Annotated in this window: 14 protein-coding genes and 1 pseudogene; 7 read left to right on the top strand and 8 right to left on the bottom strand. The window is 62.8% G+C overall.

Going from position 1 to position 13,764, the window contains the following annotated elements; all coding sequences use genetic code 11:
- The first annotated feature begins 6 nt into the window (after positions 1 to 6).
- From zwf to CQ019_RS03555, 7 genes and pseudogenes are all read left to right on the top strand, one after another.
- The gene (gene zwf / locus CQ019_RS03580) at positions 7 to 1,527 is read left to right on the top strand and encodes a glucose-6-phosphate dehydrogenase (RefSeq protein WP_105552302.1); all 1,521 of its coding nucleotides are present in this window, start codon (positions 7 to 9) and stop codon (positions 1,525 to 1,527) included.
- The gene (locus CQ019_RS03575; protein ID WP_105552303.1) at positions 1,524 to 2,465 is read left to right on the top strand and encodes a glucose-6-phosphate dehydrogenase assembly protein OpcA; all 942 of its coding nucleotides are present in this window, start codon (positions 1,524 to 1,526) and stop codon (positions 2,463 to 2,465) included. The genes zwf and CQ019_RS03575 overlap by 4 nt, the downstream gene beginning before the upstream one ends.
- Positions 2,455 to 3,195 (top strand): 6-phosphogluconolactonase, encoded by a 741-nt coding sequence (gene pgl, locus CQ019_RS03570; RefSeq protein WP_105552304.1) that lies wholly within the window; start codon positions 2,455 to 2,457, stop codon positions 3,193 to 3,195. Before CQ019_RS03575 ends, pgl begins: the two co-directional genes overlap by 11 nt.
- A gap of 73 nt (positions 3,196 to 3,268) precedes the next feature.
- Positions 3,269 to 4,249, top strand: a complete 981-nt coding sequence (locus CQ019_RS03565; RefSeq protein WP_105568934.1) for an FAD-dependent oxidoreductase — start codon at positions 3,269 to 3,271, stop codon at positions 4,247 to 4,249.
- A gap of 212 nt (positions 4,250 to 4,461) precedes the next feature.
- Positions 4,462 to 4,866: pseudogene (locus tag CQ019_RS18860) on the top strand (potassium transporter TrkG); the annotation flags it as partial.
- Positions 4,867 to 4,979: 113 nt separating this feature from the next.
- Positions 4,980 to 5,828 carry a potassium transporter TrkG gene (locus CQ019_RS18855; RefSeq protein WP_308727231.1) on the top strand — a complete coding sequence of 283 codons (849 nt, stop codon included), beginning with the start codon at positions 4,980 to 4,982 and terminating at the stop codon, positions 5,826 to 5,828.
- Positions 5,821 to 6,516 carry a TrkA family potassium uptake protein gene (locus CQ019_RS03555; protein ID WP_219843897.1) on the top strand — a complete coding sequence of 232 codons (696 nt, stop codon included), beginning with the start codon at positions 5,821 to 5,823 and terminating at the stop codon, positions 6,514 to 6,516. Before CQ019_RS18855 ends, CQ019_RS03555 begins: the two co-directional genes overlap by 8 nt.
- Positions 6,517 to 6,588: 72 nt before the next feature.
- On the opposite strand, the gene secG is transcribed toward CQ019_RS03555, so the two are convergent.
- The 8 genes from secG to rapZ form a co-directional block, all read right to left on the bottom strand.
- A complete protein-coding gene (gene secG / locus CQ019_RS03550; protein WP_096285146.1) occupies positions 6,589 to 6,840 on the bottom strand; it encodes a preprotein translocase subunit SecG in 252 nt (83 codons plus the stop codon).
- Positions 6,841 to 6,862: 22 nt separating this feature from the next.
- Positions 6,863 to 7,678 carry a triose-phosphate isomerase gene (tpiA, locus tag CQ019_RS03545; protein WP_105552307.1) on the bottom strand — a complete coding sequence of 272 codons (816 nt, stop codon included), beginning with the start codon at positions 7,676 to 7,678 and terminating at the stop codon, positions 6,863 to 6,865.
- A 4-nt stretch (positions 7,679 to 7,682) separates the two neighbouring features.
- The gene (locus tag CQ019_RS03540) at positions 7,683 to 8,909 is read right to left on the bottom strand and encodes a phosphoglycerate kinase (RefSeq protein WP_105552308.1); all 1,227 of its coding nucleotides are present in this window, start codon (positions 8,907 to 8,909) and stop codon (positions 7,683 to 7,685) included.
- Between the two features lie 16 nt (positions 8,910 to 8,925).
- Positions 8,926 to 9,933 (bottom strand): type I glyceraldehyde-3-phosphate dehydrogenase, encoded by a 1,008-nt coding sequence (gene gap / locus CQ019_RS03535; protein WP_096285152.1) that lies wholly within the window; start codon positions 9,931 to 9,933, stop codon positions 8,926 to 8,928.
- 199 nt (positions 9,934 to 10,132) lie between these two features.
- On the bottom strand, positions 10,133 to 10,762 hold the full coding sequence (locus CQ019_RS03530; protein WP_105552309.1) for a superoxide dismutase: 630 nt from the start codon (positions 10,760 to 10,762) through the stop codon (positions 10,133 to 10,135).
- Positions 10,763 to 10,824: 62 nt separating this feature from the next.
- Positions 10,825 to 11,805 carry a DNA-binding protein WhiA gene (gene whiA, locus CQ019_RS03525; protein WP_105552310.1) on the bottom strand — a complete coding sequence of 327 codons (981 nt, stop codon included), beginning with the start codon at positions 11,803 to 11,805 and terminating at the stop codon, positions 10,825 to 10,827.
- 27 nt (positions 11,806 to 11,832) lie between these two features.
- Positions 11,833 to 12,858, bottom strand: a complete 1,026-nt coding sequence (gene yvcK / locus CQ019_RS03520) for a uridine diphosphate-N-acetylglucosamine-binding protein YvcK (RefSeq protein ID WP_105552311.1) — start codon at positions 12,856 to 12,858, stop codon at positions 11,833 to 11,835.
- 6 nt (positions 12,859 to 12,864) lie between these two features.
- A complete protein-coding gene (rapZ, locus tag CQ019_RS03515; RefSeq protein ID WP_096285160.1) occupies positions 12,865 to 13,758 on the bottom strand; it encodes an RNase adapter RapZ in 894 nt (297 codons plus the stop codon).
- Between the last annotated feature and the right edge of the window lie 6 nt (positions 13,759 to 13,764).

The following is a 13,764-nucleotide window of genomic DNA, read 5'->3' as shown; positions in this document are numbered from 1 at the left end:
CACAATATGAGCAATCCACTTCGCGACGCCCGCGACCGGCGGCTTAACCGCATCGCCGGTCCGGGCGCGCTGGTGTTCTTCGGAATCACCGGCGACCTGGCCCGCAAAAAACTGATGCCCGCGGTCTATGACCTGGCCAACCGCGGCCTGCTACCCCCGAACTTCGCTATCGTCGGCTTCGGCCGCCGCGACTGGTCCGCCGAGGACTTCGCCAACCAGGCCCGCGAATGGATCCTGGCCAGCGCGCGCACCCCGTTCAACGAGACGGTGTTCGACCAGCTGGCCTCCGGAATGCGTTTCATCTCCGGGGCCTTCGACGACGACAACGCCTATCAGCAGCTCTCCGCCACCCTGGACGAGCTGGCCGATTCGCGCTCCACCGGACGCAACCACGCCTTCTACCTGTCCATCCCGCCGAGCTGGTTCGACGTGGTCTGCCAGAAGCTCTCCGAGCACAAGCTCGCCAAGGACGAGAATCCCGGCTGGGAGCGTGTGGTCATCGAGAAGCCCTTCGGCCACGACCTGGAAAGCGCCCGCGAGCTCAACGAGATCGTCGAGTCGGTCTTCCCGCCGGACGCGGTCTTCCGCATCGACCACTATCTGGGCAAGGAAACCGTGCAGAACCTGCTGGCGCTGCGTTTCGGCAACCAGATGTTCGAGCCATTGTGGAACAACAAGTACGTGGACCACGTGCAGATCACCATGGCCGAGGATATCGGCATCGGCGGGCGCGCCAGCTACTACGACGGGGTGGGCGCGGCCCGCGACGTCATCCAGAACCACCTGCTGCAGCTCCTCGCGCTGACCGCCATGGAAGAACCCATCTCCTTCGACGCAGATCACCTGCGCGCCGAGAAGGAAAAGGTGCTCACCGCGGTGCAGCTGCCCGAAGACCTGGGGGCCGCCAGCGCCCGCGGCCAGTACACCTCCGGGTGGCAGGGCGGCGAAGAGGTGGTCGGCTTCCTCGACGAGGAGGGCTTCAACCCGAAGTCCAAAACCGAAACCTACGCGGCGGTGCGGCTGAACATCAACACCCGCCGCTGGGACGGGGTGCCCTTCTACCTGCGCGCCGGCAAGCGCCTGGGACGCCGCGTCACCGAGATCGCGGTGGTCTTCAAGCGCGCACCGAACCTGCTGTTCACCGACCACGCGGACGACGAGTTCGGGCAGAACGCCTTCGTGATCCGCGTGCAGCCCGATGAGGGCGCGACCATCCGCTTCTCCTCCAAGGTGCCCGGCACCCAGATGGAGATCCGCGACGTGACCATGGACTTCGGCTACGGCAACGCGTTCACCGAGTCCTCACCGGAGGCCTACGAACGCCTGATCCTCGACGTGCTGCTCGGCGAACCGCCGTTGTTCCCGCGCCATGAAGAGGTCGAGCAGTCCTGGCGCATCCTCGACCCGTTCGAGGATTACTGGGCCGCACAGCCCGAACAGCCAGACCCCTACCTGCCCGGCTCCTGGGGCCCGGCCAGCGGCGATGAGCTGATGGCCAAAGACGGAAGGACGTGGCGACGCCCATGATGATCGATCTTCCCAACACGACCACCTCGAAGGTGGCCAAGAAGCTGCTCTCCTCGCGCCGCACCCACGGGGTGGTGGCCCTGTCCCGGGTGCTGACCCTGGTGGTCATCACCCGCGAGGGGTTCGCGGAGAACGCCATCGAGGCGGCCAACCTGGCCAGCCGCGAACACCCCTGCCGCATCATCGTGGTGGTGCGCGGCTCGGAGAAGGGCGAGAACCGGCTCGACGTGCAGATCCGCGTCGGCGGTGACGCCGGCGCCTCCGAGGTCATCGTGATGCGCACGCATGGCCCGGATATGGCCGCCGACGAGGCGCTGATCTCCGCGCTGCTGCTGCCCGACGCGCCGATCGTGGCCTGGTGGCCGCACGGGGTCCCGGCCGACCCGTACAACACCGCGCTGGGCAAGCTGGCGCACCGGCGGATCACCGACTCGAACGAGACCAAGGATCCTACCGAGGCGCTCTTCCAGCGCGCGAGCACCTACCGCGCCGGGGACACCGACCTGGCGTGGACCCGCATCACCCTCTGGCGCGCCCAGCTGGCGAGCATTATCGATTTGATCGGTACCGAGGGCTTGAGCGGCATCACCGTGAAGGGTTCGGAGAACTCTCCGTCCACCTCGCTGCTGGCGGCCTGGCTGACCATGCGCCTGGACGTCCCGGTGACCATCGCGGCGGATAAGTCCACCGGCGGGCTCTCCAGCGTGCGTCTGGCTCGTGAGGATGGCGACGTGGAGCTTTCCCGTCCCTCCGGAGCCGTGGCCCACCTCTACCTGCCCGGCAGCGCGCCGCAGCGCATCTCGCTGCCGCGCCGCTCGGTGGCCGAATGCCTGGCCGAGGAGATGCGCCGCCTGGACGCGGACGATGTCTTCGGCGAGGTCATCACCCGCGGGCTGAACCTGACCAACCTAAGGAGCATCATTCCCAGTGATCGCTAGACAGATTGTCATCCATGAAGACACCGCCGCCACCGCGCACGGGGTCGCAGCCCGGCTGATCACCTCCATCGCCGATGCGATCGCCGCCCGCGGGGTCGCCCATGTGGTGGTTACCGGCGGCACGCTGGGCATCGCGGCGCTGGTTGCCGTGGCGCAGAACCCGGCGAAGGCTTCGGTGAATTGGTCCCAGGTGCACTTCTGGTGGGGAGATGAGCGCTTCGTCGCCGCCGGCAGCACCGAGCGCAACGCGGTGCAGGCCGAACCGCTGTTCGCCGCCCTGGACGAGCTGGGCCTTGACCGTGGCACCGTCCACGTGATGGGTGACAGCGACGCCTACGCCAGCGCCGAGGACGCGGCTGCCGCCTACACGCGGCTGCTCGCCGAGGAGGCCGGCGACGGCGCGGCGAACCCGGTCTTCGACGTGCTGATGCTCGGCATGGGCCCGGATTCGCACGTGGCCTCGCTGTTCCCGGACCACACGCGCTCCACCGAGCTCGGGGCGATCGCGGTGCACGACTCCCCCAAGCCGCCACCGCACCGGGTGTCGCTGACCATGAGCACCATCAACACGGCCCGCGAGGTCTGGTTGCTGGTCTCCGGCGCGGAGAAGGCGCCAGCCTTGGCCGCCGCACAGCACGAGGTCAACGAGGCCAAGGTGCCGGCAAGCGCCGTGCAAGGCACCGAGGCTACCCGCTGGCTGATCGACCGCAGCGCCGCGACGCTGCTCTAAGCATCACCGCAGACCGGTGCCGCCCCAAAGCAATGGGCGGCACCGGTCTTGGTGATTTGAAAGGACCCTAGACATGACCGCGCAGCAACAGCCGGCAGAGGCTCAGCGCATCACGGTGATCGGCGCCGGAGTGATCGGGCTGTCCACCGCCCACGAGCTGGTCCGCGCCGGCCACCGCGTCACCGTCATCTCGGATCAAGAACCGTGGGAGACCGTCTCCGCCGTGGCCGCCGCCATCTGGTTCCCCTACCACTCGGAGAACTCCCCCGCCGCGGATCTGCTGCTGGCACGCTCGCTGGCGCGGTTCGAAGAACTGGCGTCCATCCCCGAAACCGGAGTGGACCTGCGTTCGGGTCTAAACGTGGATCACCTGCCCGGGGCCGACCGCTCCTGGACCAGAATCGTTGCGAAGACAATCGAAGCGCCGAAGGCAGAGCTGCCCGAAGGTGCCCACGCCGGAGTCTACGCGCGCCTCCCGATCATCACCATGACCACCTACCTATCGTGGCTGCGCACTGAGGTCGAAGCGCTCGGGGTGGTTTTCATCCACGCTACGGTCAAGGAACTAACCGAGCTTAATGGCAGCGCAGATCTTGCGGTCATCGCCGGCGGGCTGCGCGGTGGACAGCTATTGGGCGATGACGAGTCCGTCTACCCGATCCGCGGCCAGGTGGTACGCCTGGCCAACACGAAAAAGCTCACCGACTGGCTGTGCGACGACGACTACCCCGGCGGGGTCAGCTACATCATTCCCCGGCGCGAGGACATCATTGTCGGCGGCACCGACACGGTCAATGATTGGAACCGCGACGTCGAGCCGGAGACCGCGGCGGCAATTCTGCGCCGCGCCACCGAGCTGGTGCCAGAACTCGAAGGGCTGGAGGTCCTGGAGCACAAGGTGGGACTTCGCCCGGCGCGCGATGCCATCCGCCTCGAACGCGTTGCGGGACACCGGATTCCGGTCATCGCCGCCTACGGCCATGGCGGCGCGGGAGTCACCCTGTCGTGGGGCACCGCGCAGCGCGTCGTCGAGCTGGTCGGCGAAAGCCACTAGCCGCTCGCATTCCCCGAAGATCCTCGAAGGCAAATCCCGATTATGCGGTTTGACTTCGGGGATCAACGCTTTAATCCCGATCGTCGACGCACCGGGCGGCCCGATTCGATGAGATGCATATCACGGATTAATACCTTGAAGACAGGCGTAGTATTTCATTCGTTACACGCGCTCGCGCTTCCGCACGGCGTCACTACGACCAATGTGAAATCATGCTCGCAAAGAAGTCCGGACTCCAAGTGAGCCCTCGCCACGATTCCCTGGCCCGGCCAGCGCAACTCGTCGCCCTGGGGTTTCTGGGCGCTATCCTGATCGGTGGCTTGCTGCTCGCCACACCGTGGGCACACACCGATGGAAGATTCACCCCACTGATCGACGCGCTCTTCACCGCCACCTCGGCGGTCTGCGTCACGGGCCTGACCGTGGTGGACACCGCAACCCACTACACGCTCTTCGGCAAGATCATCATCTTGGCGCTCATCCAGCTCGGCGGGTTGGGCATCATGCTTGTCGCCTCCCTGCTGAGCATGCTGCTCATGGGCAAGATCGGGTTGCTCACCCGGCAGTCCTCCCAGCGCGAAAGCAAGGCCCTGAGCGGACAGGACGTCCGCACAGCCACGAAAACCATTCTGCTCTTCTCCCTGTCCCTCGAAGCCGTCACAGCGGTGCCACTGGCCCTGCGCTTCTGGTTGGGCTACGACTACGATGCCCCTCGGCCCTATGGCACGCGGTGTTCCATGCGGTGTCCGCGTTCAACAACGCAGGATTCGCGCTCTATTCGGACAGCCTCATGGGTTTCGTGGACGACCCCTGGATCAGCTTGCCGGTCAGCTTCGCGATCATCCTCGGCGGACTCGGCTTCCCGGTACTCGTTCAGCTGCGCCGCTACGGACGCAACACGCTCAAATGGAGCATGAACACCCGGCTCGTGCTGCTCATGACCGCCCTGCTGCTGCTCGGCGGTACGGTGTTCATCACCGCCATGGAGTGGAACAATCCGGAAACCCTTGGCACCTTGGACCCGGCGGCACGCGTGCTTGCCGGCTTTTTCCACTCGGTGCAAACTCGTACCGCCGGGTTCAACTCCATCGATATCGGTGCCATGCACCCGGCCTCGTGGCTCGGCATGGATGTACTCATGTTCATCGGCGCCGGCCCGGCCGGCACCGCCGGTGGCATCAAGGTCACCACCGCGGCGGTGCTGCTATTTATCATCCTCACCGAGCTGCGCGGCGAAACGGCCGTCAATGTGCTGGGCAAACGGCTTTCGCGGTCCATTCATCGCCAAGCGCTGACGGTCACGCTCTTGGGCACCGCCGCGGTCTTCGCGGGCACCATGGGATTGTTGCTGCTGACGCCGTATTCGCTGGATCGTTGCCTCTTCGAGGCGACCTCGGCCTTCGCCACCGTTGGCCTGTCCACCGGCATCACCCCCGACCTGCCCGATGGCGGCAAAACCATTCTGATCGCGCTCATGTACTTAGGGCGCGTCGGAGTGCTCTCGCTCGGCTCGGCCCTCGCCTTGCGCGACCGCAAGGCCCTCTACGAACTTCCAAAAGAAAGGCCCGCAATTGGGTAAGCTACTGAATTTCCGCTCAGATTCGAAGAACATTGCCGCCGCGGACTCGGTCGCGGTGATTGGCTTGGGGCGCTTTGGCGCTTCGCTCGCCATGGAATTGATGAAATCGGGCACCCATGTGCTGGGCATCGACTTGAACGAGGATAATGTCCAGGCGTTGAACGGTGAGCTGACCCAGGTGGTGCGGGCGGACGCCGCACGCCGCGAGGTGCTCGAGCAGCTTTCAATTCACGACTTTGACCGCGTAGTGGTCGCCGTAGGCAGCCATCTGCAGTCCTCCATCCTGTGCTGCTCGCTGCTGGTCAGCATGAACATTCCATTGATTTGGGCGAAGGCTCAGGATGACCGGCACGGGCTGATCCTCGAACAACTTGGGGTGCACCACATTGTCTACCCCGAAAAGGATATGGGCCGGCGCGTAGCGCATCTGGTGCGCGGCTCGATCATGGATTACGTGGAGGTCGACCCGGGCTACGCCCTGGTGAAGATGACCGCACCGGCTAGCCTGCATGGGATGCGGTTGAGCGAGATGGGGGTCCGGAAGAAGTACCGGGTCACCATCGCCGCGAAAGCCAATGCGTCCGGCGTTTGGCAGAATACCGATGCGGACACGGTGCTGGTCGAAGGGGACCGCGTGCTGGTGCTTGGATCCACCGCGGACACCGATCGCTTCGGCCAGCTGCGCTAGGCGGCAAAAGCGAATCCAGGCTTAACTAGGAAAGGGGACCCACTGTCGTGGATCCCCTTTCCTAGTTGTCTGCTATGACTCGATGCTGAAGCGCATGACCAGGGCTAGGCCGATAATGACCGCGCCCCAGACCAGACCAAGAACAATGGTGATGCGGTTCAGGTTGCGCTCGGCAACACCGGAGGAACCCATCGAGCTGGTCATGCCGCCACCGAACATGTCGGACATACCGCCGCCTCGACCCTTATGGAGAAGGATCAATAGGGTGAGCAGGACACTGGTGATACCCAGCAGTACCTGCAGAATGATCTTGATGATATCCAAGTCGACGGTTCCTTAATTAGATTCAGTCGGTGACGAGATGGTGCTCGAACCTAACAATATTAGCAAACTCTTCGGCATCCAAACTAGCACCGCCGACCAGCAGGCCATCAACATCGCGTTCACGCATGATCTGCGCGGCATTTGCGGCCTTGACGCTTCCGCCATAGAGCAGGCGCGCCTTCTGCGCAATCTCCTCGCCGAAGCGCTCGACCAATGCTCCGCGAATCGCGGCGCACAGCTCCTGCGCATCGGCCGGGCCCGCCACCTCGCCGGTTCCGATAGCCCACACCGGCTCGTAGGCGATGACCAGCGTTTCGGCCTGTTCGGCGGTGACGCCTTCCAGGGACTCGGCAAGCTGGTTCAGCGTGTAGGCAACATGCTCGTTCGCCTGGCGTACCTCAAGGCCTTCGCCGACGCAAAGCACCGGGGTCAGCTCGTGGCGGTACGCGGCGGCAAGCTTCGCGGCAATCACGGCGTTGGACTCGTTGTGGTACTCGCGGCGCTCCGAGTGGCCGACCAGCACGTAGCTGCAGCCAAGCTTATTCAGGAACTGGCCGGAGATCTCCCCGGTATAGGCTCCCGAGTCCTGTGCGGACAGGTCCTGTGCCCCGTAGACGACGTCCAGCTTGTCGCCCAGGGTCAGGGTCTGCACACCGCGGATGTCGGTGAACGGTGGGAACACCGCAACCTCGGCACGGTCGTAATCGTGCTGCGCATCCTTCAGCGTCCACGCGAGCTTCTGCACCAGGGTGATGCCCTGGACGTGGTCCATGTTCATCTTCCAGTTGCCCGCGATCAGCGGCTGGCGCACGTAGGCGCCGTTATTCGACATCGTCATAAATTTAGCCTTCCAAAGCGGCAACACCCGGCAGGGTCTTGCCTTCAAGGTATTCGAGCGACGCTCCGCCACCGGTGGAGATGTGGCCGAAGTCGTCCTCCGAGAAGCCCAGGGCACGTACCGCGGCGGCTGAGTCGCCACCGCCTACGACGCTAAACGCCTCGGAACCTGCCAATGCCTGGGCCACCGTGCGGGTGCCCTCGGCGAAGGCCGGGATCTCGAAGACGCCCATTGGGCCATTCCAGAACACGGTGTTTGCGCTCGTGATGTAGCTTGCGAACAGTTCGGCGGACTTCGGTCCGATATCGAGGCCGAGTCCGTTCGAGCCGAAGCTGGCTTCTTCGATCTTGTCGGCGGCAAGCACCTCGTGCTCGGCGTCTGCCCCGAACTTGCTGGCAACGACGACGTCCGATGGAACGATGATGTCGCAACCGAGCTTTTCGGCGCGGGCCAGGTATTCCTGGCAGACCGAGATCTGGTCTTCTTCAAGCAGCGAGCCGCCGATGGCGTATCCCTGGGCCTTGAGGAAGGTGAATGCCATGCCGCCACCGATCAGCAGCTGATCGGCCTTGCCTAGCAGGTTGTCGATGACCGCGAGCTTGTCCGAAACCTTCGACCCGCCCAGTACGACCACGTAGGGACGCTTTGGCGCTTCGGTCAGGGTCTTGAGGACCTTGACCTCGGTTGCCACCAGGTCGCCCTGGTAGCTTGGCAGCAAGGCTGCGATGTCGAATACCGAGGCATGCTTGCGGTGCACCGCACCGAAGGCATCGTTGACGTAGGCGCCGTTGTCACCGGTCAGTGCGGCCAGCGCCGTGGCGAATTCTTCACGCTCGGCGTCGGCCTTGGAGGTCTCGCGGGCGTCGAAGCGCACGTTCTCGAGGACCAGCACCGCACCCTCGGCCAACGCGGCGGCGGATTCGCGAGCCGAAGCTCCTACTACGTCCGTTGCCACGGTGACATCGAAGTCTGCAAGTTCGTTCAAGCGGCGAGCGGCAGGCTCGATGGAGTACTTCGAATCGACCTGGCCCTTAGGGCGACCCAGGTGTGCCATCACGATGACCTTGGCGCCAGCCTCGGTCAGTTTGGTGATGACCGGAAGGGACGCGCGCACGCGTCCGTCATCGGTTACGGTCGCCCCGTCGAGCGGTACGTTCAGGTCGCTTCGGACCAAAACGTACCGCCCGCGGACACCGTCAGCGAGTAATTCGTCGAGAGTGTGAGAAGACATGTCTCTAGGTTATCGACTAGAGGCTTGATCCCACGAATTCAACAAGGTCAACAAGTCGCGAGGAGTAGCCCCACTCGTTGTCGTACCAAGCCACAACCTTGACGGTGTTGCCAATCACGGAGGTCAGGCCGGAGTCGAAAATGGCGGAGTGCTTGTTCGTCACAATGTCGGAGGAAACCAGCGGATCGGTCGAGTACTCGAGGTAGTCGGCCAGCTTGCCTTCGGTGGCAGCCTTTTCGAAGGCGGCGTTGATTTCTTCAACGGTCGCGGTGCGAGCCAGGTTGACGGTCAGGTCGGTGGCCGAGCCGGTTGGTACCGGTACGCGCATTGCGTAACCGTTAAGCTTGCCCTTCAATTCCGGAAGCACCACGCCGATGGCCTTAGCGGCACCGGTGGAGGTCGGGATCAGGTTCAGCGCTGCGGCGCGGGCACGGCGCGGGTCGCTGTGCGGTGCATCCTGCAGGCGCTGGTCGGCGGTGTATGCGTGGATGGTGGTCATCAGGCCGTCGACAATGCCGAATTCATCGTTCAGAACCTTGGCCATTGGGGCCAGGCAGTTAGTGGTGCACGATGCGTTCGAGATGATGTTGTGCGTGGCTGGATCGTACTTGTCGTGGTTGGCGCCCATCACGATGGTGATGTCTTCATCGCTGGCCGGAGCCGAGATGATGACTTTCTTTGCACCGGCGGTGATGTGCTTGCCAGCGTCGGCAGCCTTGGTGAAGAATCCGGTCGATTCGATGACAACGTCGACGTTCAATTCGCCCCATGGCAGGTTTGCCGGGTCGCGCTCCGAGAGCACCTTGATGCGGCGCTCTCCGACGACGATGGTGTCGCCATCTACGGATACCGCTTCGCCGACTGGGCCCAGAACGCTATCGAACTTCACCAGGTGAGCCAGTGCATCGATGGAACCGAGGTCGTTGACTGCAACGATTTCGATGTCTGCCTTGTGCGCCAGAGTGGCACGCAGGAAGTTGCGTCCGATACGACCGAAACCATTGATTCCAACACGAGTAGTCATGTGGCTATCTCCTCTAAATGGGATGATTGCGCCACTGCCGTGCTTTTCACGGAAGTGGCCTGCTTATCTAAGAGGACACTCCGTTGTGTCGTGAGTTGCAGACCTCGTGAAACACGAGGTCTGCAACACACCTGATACATCCTACGCGAAATTCGCGGAGAATGTGAGCTGAATTACCAGAAGGTTAATTCGGCAATAATTACTTACCTGGAACCACCAGCGAAGCAGCGCCAGTGCGAGCGGCTTCGAAGCGAGCCTGGACGTCGGCCCAGTTCACGATGTTCCAGAAGGCCTTGACGTAGTCAGCCTTGACGTTGACGTAGTCCAGGTAGAAGGCGTGCTCCCACATGTCCAGCATCAGCAGCGGGATGGTTCCCACTGGGACGTTGCCCTGCTGATCGTACAGCTGCTCGATGACCAGCTGGCCACCTAGCGGCTCGTAGGCCAGAATTGCCCAGCCCGAGCCCTGCAGGCTCATGGCCGAAGCGGTGAAGTGACCGCGGAATCCGTCGAAGGAGCCGAAGAACTCGTCGATGGCCGCTGCCAACTCGCCTACTGGCTTGTCGCCACCCTCTGGTGAGAGGTTGTTCCAGAAGATCGAGTGGTTGGTGTGTCCACCCAAGTGGAACGCCAGGTCCTTCGAAAGCTTCGGGATGTTGCCGAATTCGCCCTTTTCGCGGGCTTCTGCCAGCTGCTCCAACGCCGAGTTAGCGCCTGCAACGTAGGTTGCGTGGTGCTTCGAGTGGTGCAGCTCCATGATGCGAGCCGAGATGTTCGGCTCCAGTGCAGCGTAGTCATACTGCAGTTCTGGCAGTGAATAGACAGCCATGATTCTCCTCAATCTTCTCAATTGGTTGAATCTCCGCGGAAGGTCTGCCGCGGGGACACTTTTTACTGTTCCAGTTCATCTACTGGAACACTGGACTCAGTACCAGGTATTCCCAGATCACCAGCTTTTTTATCCGCCATGGCTAAGAGCCTGCGGATCCGGCCGGCAATCGCGTCCTTGGTCATTGGAGGTTCGGCCATGCGGCCCAATTCATCCAGCGACGCTTGCTTGTGCTCCAGGCGAAGCACCCCGGCGTAACGCAGGTGCTCAGGCACCTCGTCGCCAAGAATCTCCAGTGCGCGCTCCACGCGTGCACCGGCAGCCACAGCAGCTTGCGCGCTGCGGCGCAGGTTCGCATCGTCGAAGTTCGCTAGCCGATTTGCGGTGGCGCGGACTTCTTTGCGCATCCGGCGTTCTTCCCACACCATCAGTGCGTCGTGTGCGCCCATGCGTGTCAGGAGTTGGGCGATGGCATCGCCATCGCGAATCACCACTCGGTCCACCCCGCGTACCTCACGCGCCTTGACGGTCAGGTCCAGGCGTCGAGCCGCACCGACCAGGGCGAGTGCGGCCTCTGGGCCGGGGCAGGTAATTTCAAGTGCCGAACTTCGTCCCGGTTCGGTTAGTGAACCGTGGGACAAGAACGCGCCACGCCACACCGCTTCGGCGTCGGCCGTGGAACCGTTGACGATGACCGAGGGCAGACCACGTACCGGCCGTCCACGTTGGTCGAGAAGCCCGGTTTGGCGTGCCAAAACTTCGCCGTCCTTAGCGACGCGCACGATGTATCGGCTGCCCTTACGGATGCCGGAACCGGAGACCATGACAATCTCCGCGTCGTGTCCGTAGAGCTCGCCAATGGCGACCTTGAGCCTGCGAGCGGTCGCAGCTAAGTCAACCTCAGCCTCGATTACTATTCGCCCGGAGACAATATGCAGTCCGCCGCTGAAGCGGAGCATGGTCGAAACCTCGGCTTTGCGCACCGATGGCTTGCGAATCTCAACCCGCGACAGCTCGTCTTTGACGGAAGCCGTCAATGCCATGAATCAAACTCCCTTACATAGATCCGATTAGGATCCTATTGCGGTAAACACCTCATGATAGGCCGCCGCTAAGCGCAACGGGTCGTGCTCGGCACGACCGTCAGATACACCTACTCTACTAAAGAAGACACGTGCCCCGAGTTTTTGCGCTGCCAGCTCAAATCTCTCCTTGTTACGAACCCGCGATTCATCAGCGATAATCGCGTCGAATTGAACGTTCGGGGCGTAACGTCCCAAAACCTCTAGATGCGCGGCGGCATCCATTCCGGAGGTCTCGGCAGTATCGACGGATAGATTCATGGTCAACAGTTTTTTCGCCGTGGTATCTGCGATGGCTTGACGCATATCGGGCAGCAACAAGTGCGGAAGCACCGAGGTGTACCACGACCCTGGACCCAGAATGATCCAGTCGGCCAATTCGATCGCGTCCAACGCCTCGGGGCAGGCCGGAGCTCCGTCAGGTTCCAAATACACCTTGGAGACCAGTCCCCCGCCACCCGCCGCGGCCAACTGCGCCTGGCCATCTATGCGACGCTTGATCAGGGTATCGGTGACTTCGTCCGCTTCAAGAACTTCACCATGGATCGACAGCGGAACGGTGCTCATGGGCAGCACCTGGCCACGTGCGCCCAGCAACGCGCCGGCCCAGCGCAGTCCAGCTACCGGGCTATCAAGCAATTCCCAGAGCGCGAGAATCAGCAGGTTGCCCACCGCATGGCCGTTCAGCGGCTCTTCTGGATGCTCATCCGATTGGAACCGGTGCTGCATGACATCGCGCCAGGTGCGGCCCCAGTCATTATCGTCACATAAGGCGGCCAGCGCCATGCGCAGGTCCCCCGGGGGAAGCACATCGAAGGAACCGCGCAGCCTTCCGGAACTTCCACCGTCATCGGCCACGGTCACCACGGCGGTCAGTTCCGTGGTGAGCCGGCGGAGCGCCGAAAGCGAGGCAGACAGGCCATGCCCACCACCCAACGCAACCACCGAGGGGTTGCGCATATCATCGGGCCGGGTAAGACCCTGAATCGGGATTGGTCCCGTTGCGAATGCCATCGAAGACTACTCCCGGCCTAAATCACGGTGCGTGATATTCACTCGCACATTGGGCAGCTGCGCCAGTCGGCGCCCCAATTCAATGGTCGTTGCCACGGAGCGGTGCTTGCCGCCGGTGCAGCCAACGGCAATCGTCGCGTAGTGCTTATTCTCTCGCCGATACCCCTCGAACACTGGCTCCAGTGCCTTAAGGTAGTTTTCGATAAATTCATTGGTCCCCGGCTGACGCAGGACGTAGTCCGAGACTTCCTTGTCCTTGCCGGTTTGCGGACGCAATTCCGGAACCCAGTGCGGGTTCGGAATGAAGCGCACGTCGGCCACGTAGTTGGCGTCGGTGGGCAGGCCGTATTTGAACCCGAAGCTCATAACGTTGATCCGCAAAATGATCGGACCCGATTCGGCAAATAGCTCATTCGCCGAACGCGCCAGGTCATGCACCGACATGGATGAGGAGTCCAGAATGAGTTCAGCGGCTTCACGCAACGGTCCAGTCACGTCCCGCTCTCGCTTGATGCCGTCGACGATCCGCCCGTCGCCCTGCAACGGGTGCGGACGGCGACCCTGTTCGAAGCGCCGGACCAGGACCTCATCGCTGGCGTCCAAGTAGACCAGGCGGTACTTCACCCCGCCGCTGGTGAGCAGCGCCAGAGATTCACGAATCTCTGGAAAGAGATCTTTGGAGCGCACATCCATGACCACTGCCAATCGTGGAATGGTTCCTTGGGAACGGCTCATCAGCTCGGTGAGCATACCCAGCATGGATGGCGGCAGGTTCTCCACCACATACCAGCCAAGGTCTTCGAGTGCGTGGGCCACCGTGGTTCGACCGGCGCCTGACATGCCGGTGACGATCACGAGTTCGGATTCCGGAGGTTTTACAGCTTCATACTCGGTGGTCATACCTCA

The sequence above is a fragment of the Arthrobacter sp. MYb229 genome (assembly GCF_002975405.1).
GTDB lineage: Bacteria > Actinomycetota > Actinomycetes > Actinomycetales > Micrococcaceae > Glutamicibacter.
This window is presented reverse-complemented; position numbering and strand designations above follow the sequence as displayed.

What these genes read in the sequence shown, in the direction of transcription:
- CQ019_RS03530 (WP_105552309.1), bottom strand. Translation starts at nt 10,762, where the DNA reads ATGGCTGTCTATTCACTGCCAGAACTGCAGTATGACTACGCTGCACTG.
- zwf (WP_105552302.1), top strand. Translation starts at nt 7, where the DNA reads ATGAGCAATCCACTTCGCGACGCCCGCGACCGGCGGCTTAACCGCATC.
- yvcK (WP_105552311.1), bottom strand. Translation starts at nt 12,858, where the DNA reads ATGGCATTCGCAACGGGACCAATCCCGATTCAGGGTCTTACCCGGCCC.
- whiA (WP_105552310.1), bottom strand. Translation starts at nt 11,805, where the DNA reads ATGGCATTGACGGCTTCCGTCAAAGACGAGCTGTCGCGGGTTGAGATT.
- gap (WP_096285152.1), bottom strand. Translation starts at nt 9,933, where the DNA reads ATGACTACTCGTGTTGGAATCAATGGTTTCGGTCGTATCGGACGCAAC.
- tpiA (WP_105552307.1), bottom strand. Translation starts at nt 7,678, where the DNA reads ATGACGATGTCGAATAACGGCGCCTACGTGCGCCAGCCGCTGATCGCG.
- CQ019_RS03575 (WP_105552303.1), top strand. Translation starts at nt 1,524, where the DNA reads ATGATGATCGATCTTCCCAACACGACCACCTCGAAGGTGGCCAAGAAG.
- CQ019_RS03565 (WP_105568934.1), top strand. Translation starts at nt 3,269, where the DNA reads ATGACCGCGCAGCAACAGCCGGCAGAGGCTCAGCGCATCACGGTGATC.
- CQ019_RS03540 (WP_105552308.1), bottom strand. Translation starts at nt 8,909, where the DNA reads ATGTCTTCTCACACTCTCGACGAATTACTCGCTGACGGTGTCCGCGGG.
- rapZ (WP_096285160.1), bottom strand. Translation starts at nt 13,758, where the DNA reads ATGACCACCGAGTATGAAGCTGTAAAACCTCCGGAATCCGAACTCGTG.